This window comes from Lactobacillus sp. N54.MGS-719 (assembly GCF_000980505.1).
GTDB lineage: Bacteria > Bacillota > Bacilli > Lactobacillales > Lactobacillaceae > Lactobacillus > Lactobacillus amylovorus.
Map to the genome: position 1 here is coordinate 1 of NZ_LARO01000009.1, position 12,980 is coordinate 12,980.

At 38.7% G+C, this 12,980-nt stretch carries 15 protein-coding genes and 1 pseudogene; 14 read left to right on the forward strand and 2 right to left on the reverse strand.

The genetic code is table 11. The annotated features are described in order from the left end of the window. Nucleotides 1–100 precede the first annotated feature (100 nt). A pseudogene (locus tag WS44_RS02785) lies at nucleotides 101–595 on the forward strand (ribonuclease H); the annotation flags it as partial. A 45-nt stretch (nucleotides 596–640) separates the two neighbouring features. Here WS44_RS02785 and WS44_RS02790 read toward each other — a convergent pair. Further along, on the reverse strand, nucleotides 641–1,600 hold the full coding sequence (locus tag WS44_RS02790; RefSeq protein ID WP_013436972.1) for a DUF1002 domain-containing protein: 960 nt from the start codon (nucleotides 1,598–1,600) through the stop codon (nucleotides 641–643). Nucleotides 1,601–1,750: 150 nt separating this feature from the next. On the opposite strand from WS44_RS02790, the gene WS44_RS02795 reads away from it, so the two are divergent. From WS44_RS02795 to WS44_RS02845, 12 genes are all read left to right on the forward strand, one after another. Continuing rightward, the gene (locus WS44_RS02795; RefSeq protein ID WP_013436973.1) at nucleotides 1,751–2,569 is read left to right on the forward strand and encodes a glycosyltransferase family A protein; all 819 of its coding nucleotides are present in this window, start codon (nucleotides 1,751–1,753) and stop codon (nucleotides 2,567–2,569) included. An 11-nt stretch (nucleotides 2,570–2,580) separates the two neighbouring features. Continuing rightward, on the forward strand, nucleotides 2,581–3,237 hold the full coding sequence (locus WS44_RS02800) for an alpha/beta hydrolase (protein WP_046432982.1): 657 nt from the start codon (nucleotides 2,581–2,583) through the stop codon (nucleotides 3,235–3,237). Between the two features lie 84 nt (nucleotides 3,238–3,321). Next, nucleotides 3,322–3,960 (forward strand): NAD(P)H-binding protein, encoded by a 639-nt coding sequence (locus tag WS44_RS02805; RefSeq protein ID WP_046432985.1) that lies wholly within the window; start codon nucleotides 3,322–3,324, stop codon nucleotides 3,958–3,960. A gap of 148 nt (nucleotides 3,961–4,108) precedes the next feature. Next, nucleotides 4,109–4,276, forward strand: coding sequence for an ATP-binding protein (locus tag WS44_RS09855; protein WP_288145674.1), 168 nt, complete (start codon nucleotides 4,109–4,111; stop codon nucleotides 4,274–4,276). A gap of 251 nt (nucleotides 4,277–4,527) precedes the next feature. Then, the gene (locus WS44_RS09860) at nucleotides 4,528–4,953 is read left to right on the forward strand and encodes a hypothetical protein (RefSeq protein WP_288145675.1); all 426 of its coding nucleotides are present in this window, start codon (nucleotides 4,528–4,530) and stop codon (nucleotides 4,951–4,953) included. Continuing rightward, nucleotides 4,938–5,108: an ATP-binding protein gene (locus WS44_RS09865; protein WP_288145676.1), complete on the forward strand. Its 171-nt coding sequence runs from the start codon at nucleotides 4,938–4,940 to the stop codon at nucleotides 5,106–5,108. Before WS44_RS09860 ends, WS44_RS09865 begins: the two co-directional genes overlap by 16 nt. 42 nt (nucleotides 5,109–5,150) lie before the next feature. Further along, entirely contained in the window at nucleotides 5,151–5,351 is a 201-nt protein-coding gene (locus WS44_RS09870) for a hypothetical protein (protein ID WP_288145677.1), read from the forward strand. 86 nt (nucleotides 5,352–5,437) lie between these two features. Next, entirely contained in the window at nucleotides 5,438–6,424 is a 987-nt protein-coding gene (locus tag WS44_RS02825) for a ribose-phosphate diphosphokinase (protein ID WP_013436976.1), read from the forward strand. Nucleotides 6,425–6,583: 159 nt separating this feature from the next. Then, the gene (locus tag WS44_RS02830; RefSeq protein ID WP_013641387.1) at nucleotides 6,584–7,267 is read left to right on the forward strand and encodes a TetR/AcrR family transcriptional regulator; all 684 of its coding nucleotides are present in this window, start codon (nucleotides 6,584–6,586) and stop codon (nucleotides 7,265–7,267) included. Between the two features lie 12 nt (nucleotides 7,268–7,279). Then, nucleotides 7,280–8,104 carry a hypothetical protein gene (locus WS44_RS02835; RefSeq protein WP_013436978.1) on the forward strand — a complete coding sequence of 275 codons (825 nt, stop codon included), beginning with the start codon at nucleotides 7,280–7,282 and terminating at the stop codon, nucleotides 8,102–8,104. A 129-nt stretch (nucleotides 8,105–8,233) separates the two neighbouring features. After that, nucleotides 8,234–9,718 carry an ABC transporter substrate-binding protein/permease gene (locus tag WS44_RS02840; RefSeq protein ID WP_046432989.1) on the forward strand — a complete coding sequence of 495 codons (1,485 nt, stop codon included), beginning with the start codon at nucleotides 8,234–8,236 and terminating at the stop codon, nucleotides 9,716–9,718. Continuing rightward, entirely contained in the window at nucleotides 9,711–10,448 is a 738-nt protein-coding gene (locus tag WS44_RS02845) for an amino acid ABC transporter ATP-binding protein (protein ID WP_013436980.1), read from the forward strand. Before WS44_RS02840 ends, WS44_RS02845 begins: the two co-directional genes overlap by 8 nt. Before the next feature lie 32 nt (nucleotides 10,449–10,480). On the opposite strand, the gene WS44_RS02850 is transcribed toward WS44_RS02845, so the two are convergent. Then, nucleotides 10,481–11,722, reverse strand: a complete 1,242-nt coding sequence (locus WS44_RS02850) for a CAP domain-containing protein (RefSeq protein ID WP_013436981.1) — start codon at nucleotides 11,720–11,722, stop codon at nucleotides 10,481–10,483. A gap of 150 nt (nucleotides 11,723–11,872) precedes the next feature. On the opposite strand from WS44_RS02850, the gene WS44_RS02855 reads away from it, so the two are divergent. Beyond that, nucleotides 11,873–12,955 (forward strand): D-alanine--D-alanine ligase family protein, encoded by a 1,083-nt coding sequence (locus WS44_RS02855; RefSeq protein WP_013436982.1) that lies wholly within the window; start codon nucleotides 11,873–11,875, stop codon nucleotides 12,953–12,955. The last annotated feature ends 25 nt before the right edge of the window (nucleotides 12,956–12,980 follow it).

Sequence of the window (12,980 nt, forward strand, 5' to 3'; positions counted from 1 at the left end):
AACTCGATTCTCCGGGAGCCATTTCCCGATTAGGCCTGTATTTCAAAATAAAATTGCTTAAAATCGTTGATAACACTTGACTTAGAGTAGAAAAAAGCAAAATACCCAATCTAGTGAGTATTTTGCGACTACTTATACTGATGGCGGTACCCGAAATACCGGTGTTTATAAGGGCGGCCACGTTAAAAAGACAGATAAGGCTGCCTGGGCCTACTTAATTGAGTGGGATGGCGGCTCTGAAGATGGTTCTGGTGGCGAATACGGCGCAACCAACAACAAGATGGAGCAGACTGCTTTGATCAATGCATTGAAAAAGCTAATTGAGCTTGGCTTTAACGAAAAGCATTTGTTGTTTGTGCTTGATTCAAAATACGTTTTAAATGCTATTAATCAGCACTGGCTCCAAGGTTGGAAGAAACGCGGCTGGAAACGCTCATCAGGTCCATTAAAGAATGTGCCTGAATGGAAAGAACTAGACCGCTTGCTGCAATCCTTCCCTGACAGCACCTTTGAATGGACTAAAGGCCACGCCAATAACCGCGGCAACGAATATGTCGATCACGCATTGAATCGCTACATGGATGAGCATATGTAATTAAAAAAGGTCATGACTATCATTGATAATCATGGCCTTAATTTTTTAGCCTAAAATAACTCCGCCGAACATGTGGCTGAAGAAGTTCACGATACTGTCCCACAATTGTTGTAGCCAGCTGCGATTTTCTGGCGTGTTGAACTTGTTAAAGATGTTCTTAGCACTATTTTCGATTTGACTAGAAAGCTTAGAAGCTTGACCCTTGAAACTGCTGCTCTTAAGGGCACCAGAATCACGGATTTCAATCAACAGGTTAACAATTTGGTTCTTTTGATTGTTGTTAATGGTGTTGCCCAAGTGATTGATATTGATTTGGTTATTTACAATATCACGAATTTGGCTGTCAGAAATGTTTTGACCTTGCTTAGCCATTTCACTCTTGGCACCGGCAACCGCGTTGTTCAATTGAGCGTCAGAGTAGCCTTTTTTATCTTTGTTGTCTTGAGTAATGCCACTCAAAGTATTCATTTCGTCTTGAGCTGCATTAACTTGCTTTTGGTTCAAAGCATTGCCGTTTTTAGCGTATGCAGCATAAACACCAGCCAAGGCACCTGAACCGTCGATTGGAATAGCACTAGTAACGTAAATGTTAGCGTCTGTGATACCGGCAGTTAAAGCCGCGTTTTTGTATTGGTTGGCAGTGATGGTTGTAATGTTGTTTTTGCCGTTATAGTCCAAAATCTTAACGTTAATTCCGCTACCGCTGCTGGTCTTTTGAATCATGGCACTGGACCAAACGCCAGAAGAAGTAGTGAAGTTGTCACCAGATGGATTCAAATATCTAACCAAGTCAGAACCGGTAACAGTGATGGTTTGGTAGTTGCCGCCATTTAATGGGGCAGTCAAAATCTTTAATGTACCATCTTTTTGTGAGTCGGTTAATGAGGTACCAAGTGTTACCACGGGAGTTTCATCGTCAGCTAAAACACGATTGTTTTGACCAACTACGATTGTCGCGACAGCACTAAACAAAATGGCTGTTAAAATTTTAATAGTTTTTTTCATGTTTTTTCCTCTTATCGAATGTTTATTCTGTTTGATACGAAATATTATACTAGATAATTTTGAACGGAATGTAAATCTTCTCCTAAAACTTTCTTAATTTCAACCTAAAACTTGAAGATGGTATAATTAAGAGCAATAAAGGGGGACAATATGTTACAAGTGCCTAAGTTAACTATCATTATGCCGGTCTATAATACGGCACAATACCTGCCACGTGCTTTTGAAGCTCTGCTCAAGCAAGTCGACAAGAGTTTTAAGTTAATCGTGGTAGATGATGGCTCAACAGATAATTCGGCTGAGGTAGCACAGAGCTATGCCAAACGTTTTCCATACTTCAAATTAATCAAAAAGAAAAATGGTGGCCCATCCGACGCACGTAATGTCGGTATGAAATATATCGATACGCCATATGTCACCTTTCATGATGGTGATGATTGGGTAGATCCAGGTTACACAGCATTCTTTATCAGAGCTTTTGAAGAACATCCAGATGTCAGTCTGGTATCTTGTGGCTACTGGATGGATTATCCTGACAAAAAATCTCATGTTGTTGGTCATCCTGAAGGTGGTCTTTTAACACGCGGTGAAACTTACCTTAAATTGACCAATGTTTTCGGCTCGCCAATGAAGGGCTACAGCTGGAACAAAGCTTATAAGACGGCAATTATTAAGAAATACCACTTAAGATTTGATTGTGATATTTCACTGCTTGAAGATCAAATTTTTAACGTAAAGTACATCTCAGTCTGCAAGGGTGTATATTACACGCAAAAGCCTTACTACCACTACTGGCAAAGAAAAGGCAGTATTATTCACCAACCTAACATCAAGAAGGTAGCAGATAATTTCCGTGGCAATTATCGAGTATGGCATAAGATTATCAAGACCATGCTTAAAGATCGTGAAGATGAGAAGCTACGTAAGAAGATGGATGATAATCCAGCTTTGCGCGACAGCGACGCTCAATAAGAGAGGGTTTTATGAAAGAAAAAGTCAACGGTGTTGAATTTTATTACCATAAATTAGGCAAAGGTGCACCTTTGCTTCTTCTTCATGGACATCATTTAGATGGCGGCATGTTCGATAAGATCGTGGCCCCATTATCGCTATACTACTCAGTTTATGTTTTAGATATGCGTGGTCATGGACTGAGTGAAGGTGATATTGCGGAACACTATCAGACCGAAGTCGAAGACGTTTATGCTTTTATTAAGCAAGTTGGCATTGAGGGATGTTACTGCTTTGGCTTTGATGCAGGCGGCTTAGTAGCCATGATGCTTGCCAAGCAGCATCCTAATATCTTTAAGAAAATGATCGTGGCCGGCGTTTTTGTAAATGGTGCAGGAATTCGCCCATATCACTACCTCACTGAAGGATTTCATCGTTTCTTGAAGCTAGATCGTGATAGCCGCGTTGAATTGACTGAATCATTTATTTCAGAAGACGATTTGAAGAAAATCAAGACACCAACTTTGTGCGTGGTCGGTGAAAAAGATTGGATAAAAGTTGAACACGTTCGTTGGTATAGTCAATTAATGCCAAATGCGCGCTTAGTAATTATGCCCCGCCAAACACATAATAGTTATGCGGTTAGAAGCCTAAAAATGCTTGATTTAATTAAGGATTTTTGTAAGTAAATTAGCTTATTTTTTCGTTTTGGTCTAGTATGTAGATAGAATAATGCATAATGAATTTTGACTAGATTAAATAAGGAGAAAATTATGGTTAAAGTTGTAGTACTTGGTGCTCACGGACGAGTAGCCCAAATTGTAGAAAAGTTTTTATTTGCGGATAAAGACGTTCAAACATCATTGTTTTTACGTAACGCTTCTCGTATGGCAGACAAGAAGAATCAAGCTACGATTTTTGAAGGTAGTGCAACAGATGCTGCTCAACTTGAAAAGGCAATGAAGGGTCAAGATATTGTTTATGCTAACTTAGGTGGCAAGGATGATATTGATCTTGAAGCTGAAGCTACGGTTGAAGCAATGCAGAATGCCCACGTAAAGAGACTGATCTGGATTTCAACTTTAGGCATTTATGACGAAGTTCCTGGCAAGTTCGGTGAATGGAATAAGGAAACTTTAGGCGATTACATTACTGAATATGCTAAGGCTGCTAAGAGAATTGAAGAATCGGGTTTGGATTACACGATTATTCGTCCAACTTGGATGACCGATAAAAACGAAGTTGACTACGAAAAGAGTGAAAAAGGCGAGCCAATCAAGGACACCGAAGTTTCACGTAAATCTGTCGCAGCTTACGTTTACCATTTGATCAAGTATCCTAAGGAAGATATTGGTAAGTCAATCGGTTTAGGTAAACCAGGTACTGAAGGCGACAAACCAAGCTGGTATTAAGTGAATTTACGTTTCATTTTAAACGTAAAAAGGGACGCAAAAAAATGCGTCCTTTTTTACGTCTTTTTTTGGACGTAAAATCTGAAATTTACGTTTTAAAAAGGGACGCAAATACTATAATTTAGAAAAAAGAAAAGCAGGTGACTTAATGCGTGAAACGAAAAATTTGGAATTTAAAGAAAGTATAACTAATACCTTTTTAAAAACAGTTAGTGCTTTTGCCAATTATGGTGATGGAGAAATTAATTTCGGTGTTAAAGATGATGGAACTGTAGTTGGAGTAAAAGATCCAGTTCAAACATGGTTTGAATATTGAGAATAAAATCAATGATTCAATTAGACCACAAGTTGATTATCGTTTACATATTGATGAACAAACTAATGTAATTACATTGAAAATTTTTCAAGGATTATATCCTCCATATTTATATAAAAAAAGCCTACAAAAGAAATGATAGTGCATCTGTACCAGTAGATTCTTTAGAATTATCACGTCTTATTCTAGAAGGACAAAATTGTTCATACGATAGTTTGCCATCTCATGCATCAAATCTACACTTTTCTATTTTGGAAAAAGCTTTACAGAAAAAGATTGGTATTGAAAAACTTACGCCAAATTTATTGATTACGCTTGGCTTGAGAGAGAAAAATGGAAAATATACTAACGCTGGTGCATTATTTGCAGATGAAAATGATTATCGAGGCATTGACTTAGTTAAATTCGGTGACAACATTAATGTAATGCTTGATCGCGCTCAGATAGAAAAGGTGTCAGTATTGAAACTTTATCAAGATGCATTGCAAAAGTATCGACAATATTATCAAAATGAGGTAATCGATGGGGCATACCGCAGAAAAAATGAGCAAATTCCTGAAAATGCCTTTAGAGAAGCGATTGCTAATGCGATTGTTCATCGAACTTGGGATGTTAATGCTCAAATCAAGGTCGCAATGTTTGATGATCGAATTGAAGTGGTTTGCCCAAGGGCCTAAGTAAAGAAGAATATTTAGCTGGTCAATTATCTATTTTACGTAATCCAATTATTGCGAATATTTTCTTTAGACTAGGTTTAATTGAACAATTTAGTACAGGAATTCAGAGAATTCTTGCTGCTTATGCTGATAGCAAGACTCAACCACAATTTTAGATTTTCGAAAACTCAATTAAGATTGTTTTGCCAGTGGTTAAAATGGAACTTCAGGGTGTTTCAGAAGATGCCAATGAAGTATACTCAATTTTACAAAGTGCACCGTTATCAAGTTCTCACATTAGTCAAGAGACCTCTTTTAGTAAAAATAAGGTTCTGAATCTCTTAGAAGAATTAATCCAAAAGGGCTATGTAGTAAAGATTTGCAATGGTCGTGGCACTAAGTATCGTAGATCAAAGTAGAAAGAAACACCTCTTTTATTTCTAAGAGGTGTTTTTTTGTATATAATAGATCTGTATATAATTTTTAGAATTCAGAAGAGGTCGTTATGAACAAGGAAGAACTCCATCAATTATTACACCCAATGAAGGTGATCGGGTTAGGTGGTAATCCCGCATTAAATGAAAAGATTGCTTCAATTTTGCATCAACCACTAATCGAAACTGCAGTTCATCACTTTAGCGATGGTGAAATCCAAGTTAACATCGGTGAATCTGTCAGAGGTTGTGACGTTTTCGTTATTCAATCTGTTCAAGATCCAGTTAACGAAAACTTCATGGAACTTGAAATTGTGTTGGATGCACTTCACCGTGCATCAGCTCATGCTATTAACGTGGTAGCCCCATACTTAGCATATTCACGTTCAGACACCAAGACACGTTCACGTGAACCTATCACTGCCAAGCTTGTTGCTAACTTGCTTCAATTAACTGGTATGGATCGTCTGATCACTGTTGATTTGCACGCTTCACAAATTCAAGGTTTCTACAACATTCCTGTAGATCACTTACACGCTATTCCACTTCTTGGTCAATACTTCTTAGACAACGGTATTGCTACCAAGGAAGACGATGATATCGTAGTTGTTTCACCAGACCACTCAGGTGCTAAGCTTGCTCGTAACTTTGGTCAATACTTCAATGCTCCAATTGCTATTGTTGACCAACGTGGTGCACGCTACGACACTGAAGTTCACGATATTATTGGGGATGTAAAGGACAAGAAGTGTATCATTGTTGATGATTTGGTCGATACTGGTTCACGCATTTCATCTTCAACCAAGTCAGTTTTAGCTGCAGGTGCTAAGAAGGTTTACGTTGCAGCAACTCACGCACTTCTTTCAAAGAATGCAACCGAAGTACTTAACGAATTGCCAATTGAACAAATCGTTGTAACTGATACTATCAAGCACACTCGTTACCCAGACAGAATGGTTCGTATCTCTGTTGATCAACTTTTGGCTCGTGGTATTGATTATGTTTACAATGACCGTTCAATTCACCAAATTTTTGATGAGCAAAATCGCTTAAAGTAAAATATAATCCAAAGTTGATATATAATAATCCTCATCAACATTGAGGATTATTTTTTGTGTTAAAAAGTTGAGTAGATAAACCATAAAACTATTCATAAATAGCAATGATTGATATAATTGATGTAAGTTGTATAGAAAGAGAAAGTTAGAGGAATAGACATGGCACGACGGAAAAACATGAAAAGACGGAGAATTATTCTTGGCAATACTTTCCATCTGATCAGAGAAAATGGAATGGATAATGTTTCTTTGCAAATGATTGCAGAAAAATCAGGCATTTCCAAATCCCTGTTGCAATCATATTATCCGCATAAAGCCAAGTTGACTAATGATATCATCCGCAATCTTTTTAATACGTTAGGTCAACAAGTAAATAATTACGACATGGCAAACAGTAGCGCTCCATACGCTAGAACCAAGGCCTTTATTTACACAATTGTTATTTTGGGGATGCACGATGAAGGGTTAGACAGAATCATCTCAGAAGCTTTCGTAAGCAATGCTACCTTGGATAACTGGGGCGTAATGCTCAACGACTGGATTCAATCTAATCATTTGTTTGATGGCATCGATGTTGATGAAAAAGAGCTTGAAACTGGGATTGCTTTTGTTACCAGCGGTATTGGTCGCGTGTACCATGACCGTAAGAAGCATCAATTAACAGCTGAAGCATTGGCTGACTACGCAACTAGTGCATTGATGTTCAGTTTCTTGCATTGTTCTTCTGATGAAATCGATCATGCCTTAAAAGAAGGACACGAAATTATTGAATCAGCTGATATGGAAGTCGTTCATCGTGCGATTGATACGATGTTTGACGAAGGTAAAGAAATTTTCAGCTAAAGGGGAATCGTCATGGTTGAAGGCAAAAGAGCTGATTTGCGACGAATGGGACATGAGCAAAACAATCAGTATAAACGAACGCTTGCTTTCGTAATCTTTTTGATTGCGGCATTAGCCCTAATCACAGCTACTTTTCTGAATCCAATTTTTATGAAAGGTCAGATTAGAACTAGCTCCAATCAAGCTGTTGTTGTCAGACAAATTAATAAAAATTTTGATAATCTTGCTGATTTGGTAGGGGCAAGAAGCGAAGATGATGCAAATTTGCTTGCTAATGCGCAAACTCAACCCATTGCCGACCATGTTATTGACTACTCGCTAGGCATTCATGGATTTAAGGTTAATAATCTAGATCTGGCTAATCAAATTCTGACAGATATTCATAAGGGAATTGATAAGGGTTCATCTAGTGGAGCCCAAACAATCGACAGTAAATTGAAAAAGCAAGGGACTAACGCACCATATGCGGTAGCTAAGGCATTTAATCTAAGCGTAGTAACGTTAGGTGCCAATATTGCTTGTCTGCTAGTGATTGTTAATATCATTATCATCATTGTCACTATCATTACTTTGTTCTCACTGCTCAATGATATGAGAACTAAGTCGGCAACACGCATGTTGATTCACGACATCGCGGCAGCTGGCATGTGGGCTGGTTTCTGGGTGATTTTGATTTCAGGATTGTTAGCAGTAGTGCCAGTTATTTTTGACGTTGATAATATTGAGTTGGGTTTCTTGCTAGAAATTGGCAGCAGCGTCTTCTTAGAGTACGTAATTACGGGGGTAGTTATGTACGTGATCTGTGCCATTCCTTGGCAAGCAACATCAGCTAAATAGTAATGTGAAAAACGTAATTACGCAGTGTGGTTACGTTTTTTCTCTTGCACAAAGCTTATTCTTTCTTTACAATTAAAAAATAAATAATAATCTTTATATGTATTTAACGAAAGAGTTAGGCGAATTGATATGAAAAAAGCAAAGATAATCCATTTGTTTCTTGCTTTCATTACACTAATTTCAACTCTTTTTTTGTTTAATCAACCAACTTTTGCGGCCACTAAAAAGGTCGAAAGCGGCACAGTCATGAAGAAGATTAAGCAATCAAAAGAGCTCGTCGTGGGTACCTCTGCTGACTATCCGCCACTTGAATTTACTATTAGTGTGAATGGAAATACTAAATATGTTGGGATCGATATTGAATTAGCTAAAGATATCGCAAAGGACTTGCACGCCAAGTTGGTCATCAAGAACATGAGCTTTGACTCACTTCTTGTTGCCCTTGAAACTGGCAAGGTCGACATGGTTATTTCAGCCATGACGCCAAACCCTGAAAGAAAAAAGAGCGTCGATTTTTCTAGGATTTACTACAAGCCAAGCGGCGAATACTTTTTAATTAATAAACGTGATCAATCTAAATACAGAAAGATCAAGGACTTCGCTGGTCAAACCGTTGGTGCTCAAACAGGTAGTATCCAATACCAATTGATCCAATCTCAAATGAAGAAGTCTAAGGTTAAAGGCTTAGGCAAGATCAACAACTTAGTCTTGGCATTGAAATCAGGCAAGATGTCTGGAGTAGTCATGGAAGAATTGACTGCTAAAGCTTATGCGCAAAATGACAACAGTTTAATGGCTGTAAGAAGTGACTTACGTGAACAACAAGCTGGTAACGCGGTAGCTGTAGCTAAGGGCCAAGGTGACCTGGTTAAGGCAGTTAACAAGACAATTAACCGTGTAGAAAAGAAAAACTTAATTAACAAGGAATACTTGCCAGCAGCTGCCAAGTACATGAAGACAGCACAAAAGACCAACACTATGGCAAAATATGCACCATACTTTGTTAAAGGTGTCGGCTACACGATCGTGATTACTGTTTTCTCAGTATTAATCGGTATTGTGCTGGGGATGTTACTTGCTCTTATGCGTTTGTCCAGAAACAAGTTGCTCCACTGGATTGCTGTTTGCTACATTGAATTTATTCGTGGTACACCGCAAATGGTTCAAATTCTGTTTGTTTACTTCGGTGTTGGTGCATTAATTTCTAATTTATCAGCCGTAGTTGCAGGTATTATTGCGATCGGGCTTAACTCAGGTGCCTATGTTGCCGAAGACATTAGATCGGGTATTGCTTCTGTTGCTAAGGGTCAAACTGAAGCCGCAAGATCACTTGGACTTAGTCAGGCCAAGGCATACCGCTACGTCATTATTCCTCAGGCCTTAAAGAATATTTGGCCAGCTTTGGGGAACGAATTTATTACCTTATTGAAGGACAGTTCATTAGTTTCAGTTATCGGGGTAACCGAATTGATGTACCAAACTGAACTTATTCAAACTTCAACTTACCGTGGCGTCTTGCCATTATTTATTGCGATGATCATCTACTTCATCATGACCTTTACTCTAACTAGATTACTTAACTACTTCGAAAAGAGGATGAAACACAATGACTAAAATGATCGATATTCAACATCTTAAAAAGACTTTTGGCAAAAACGAAGTGTTAAAGGATATTTCAGCTTCTGTCGAAAAGGGTCAAGTAATTTGTATTATTGGTCCTTCAGGATCTGGTAAAAGTACCTTTTTGCGCTGCCTCAACGTGCTTGAACATCCTACAGCCGGAAAAATCCTTTTTGATGGCACAGACCTAGCTAGCTTAAAGGATGGCAAGGAACTAGATCAATTGCGTGAGAAAATGGGCATGGTGTTCCAAAACTTTAACCTGTTTCCAAATATGAATGTCATTGAAAATGTTAAGTTGGCACCAATGAAGGTTAAAGGAATTAGCGAAGCGCAAGCCGAAAAAACTGGCCTAGCTCTTTTAGAAAAAGTAGGTTTGGCTGATCGAGCAAAGCAATTCCCAACTAGTCTTTCAGGTGGTCAACAGCAACGTGTGGCGATTGCTAGAGCTTTAGCAATGGACCCAGAAGTGATGCTGTTTGACGAACCAACTAGTGCACTTGACCCTGAAATGGTTGGCGAAGTTTTGAAGACCATGAAGGATCTGGCTAGCTCAGGGATGACGATGGTAATCGTAACCCACGAAATGGGCTTTGCACGTGAAGTGGCCGACGAAGTCTGGTTTATGGCTGACGGCTACTTGCAGGGAAAGGGTACGCCTAAAGAAGTATTTGAACATCCTACAAGTGAAAGAGCAAAAGACTTCTTATCCAAAGTTTTATAAACGAAAAAAGACCAAACAATGTTTGGCTTTTTTTAATGCTTTTGAAGGCGAATGGTTTTGACAAAGAAGTTTTGTTTCCATTTGCCTTTTTTAGTTAATTGATCAAATAAATTATTTGAATTAGTTGGCAGTGATACGGTTTTGGCATCAATTGCCGCATTCAAGATTTTATTTTGCAATAAAATCGGTGACTGTACTTCAGTTTGTCTATCTAAAGAAGTGTTAGTCTGATTAGTTTGGTTAGCTTGCTGCTCTTCTTGAGTGGCATAGATAGTAGTGTCATTAGTGGCATCTTGTTTGAAGAGTTTAAATCTGTATTTGTAGACACCGTTGATGTTAATCTCGTATTCATGGCCTGATCTAATAACCGTCTTACCAGGTGAGTAGGTAATGATCGTCTTGAAGTTGCCATAGCCACCAGAACTATAATTTCTTACGTGCGTACCATTCGTAACGATATCTGTATCTAAATCCCTGATGGTGATCGTTGGCGTAGTTCTGACGACTCTGTTAGATAGATAAATTGACCAAACGATGTTCTTGCCTTGGGCCAATTCTGAAGGAAAGAGCCGGACGCTAGGGTAGGTAACCACTGGCTGACTAGATGCGCGGAACATATCGTTAGCGTTGAGCACTTTCTGCACGGAGTAGCGATAACCGTTATTGCCATAGGCGGCACCGATTCCGGTCGTAGTCAAACGAGTAGAAAGCAGCCATGCCCGGTGACCGGTGTCTGTTCCGCTTAAGTTATAGTGATCGGTAACCAAGTCGGTAATTACTTCGCCGGCCGATTGACGTGATACATTAAAGTTTAAGTTGGAACTTTCAGAGGTTTCTTTTGCTAATTTCCAAGTTGCTTTAGAAATAAAGCTTGGTCTTTTTTCACTAGGCAAACCGTGTTGATTGATAAAAGGATTGGCATTGATTGCGGCCATAACGGCTGCTGTTTTTTGCGCATCACTATTTGAAGAGCCACTAGTAGTAACAGGCGACAGGCCGAATAATGAGCGATAGTAGTTGATGTAGTCGACTTGCGTATTGATGTATTTAGAACGTAAGCGACCAGCTTTAAATTTTTTGCTTAAATGAGGCTTAACGGCATAAATGTTTGAAGCGCTATAATTAGTTTTATCTAAACTAGCGTACTCTTTTTGAAAATTATGGATTTCGTTAATTTCTTGAGTAGTAAAAGTGGCGGCTTGCGCATCTTGACTCACAAGTGGCACGAATAACAATGCTACGATAGCCGTGATAGAGAATTTTCGTAAAAGCATGTTTAACTCCCTTCTGGGGCTTTCTTAATATATTATTAATTATAAACTATTGTGAAAGGGCTTTAATGAAAAATATTCCACTATTTTGAGTTTTTCTGGTATTCTTTGCGTATAATAAAGGTTTGGAACATTTAAAAGAGGTATAAAACAATGACTAAAAAAATACAAGTCGGATTAATTTTTGGTGGTAACTCATCAGAATATGAAGTATCAATTGTTTCGGGTCACAACATTTATAAAGCGATTGACAAGGATAAGTTTGATGTGCACCCAATCTGGATCACTAATGAAGGCTACTTTGCAAACGAAGAAGAAAGCTTCAAAGTATTGGAAGATCCTTCATACCAAGTTAAGAATCCACACAAGGTTCACAACATTTCTAACTTAATCGAATTAGAAAACTTACCAGAAATTGATGTCTTCTTCCCAATTGTTCACGGTAACTTAGGTGAAGACGGTGTATTGCAAGGTTTATTCCGTTTAATGAACAAGCCATTCGTTGGTGACGACGTCTTAGCCGCTGCCGTAACTATGGACAAGGAATTTACCAAGATCTTGGCTCAAAAAGTTGGTGTTCCAGTTGCTGATTGGATTTCAATCAAGCGCTTTGAATACGATGACAAGAATAATGATAAACTTGATTATGAAAAGGTTGCTGAAAAGCTTGGCCGTGACATGTTCGTTAAGCCATCCAACCAAGGTTCATCAGTTGGTGTAAACCACGTTACTAACGCTGATGAATACGCTGCAGCATTAGAAGAAGCCTTCAAGTACGATGATAAAGTTTTAGTCGAAGAAACTGTACCAGGTACTGAAGTTGAAACAGCCGTTTTGGGTAACGACAAGCCAATTGTAGCAGGTGTTGGTCAAATCACCAATGCAAAAGGCTCATTCTACACTTACGAAAACAAGTACGATGACAACTCAACTTCTAAGTTGCAAATTCCAGCAGACTTGCCAGATGAAATTATCGATACAGTTAGAAAGAACGCTCGTAAGGTTTACGAAGTTACTGAATGTAGCGGTATGGCTAGAATCGACTCAATGCTTACCCCAGGTGGCAAGGTTGTTTTAACTGAAGTTAATGCTCTTCCTGGCTTTACCAACATCAGTATGTATCCTAAGTTGTTCGAAGAAGCTGGCATCCCTTACACTGAATTGATTACTCGCTTGATCGAAGCAGGTATGGAAAGATTCGACCACAAGAAGACTTTGCTTCACAAGCACGATTAATGCCGAAAAGTACAGAGGTAGATTG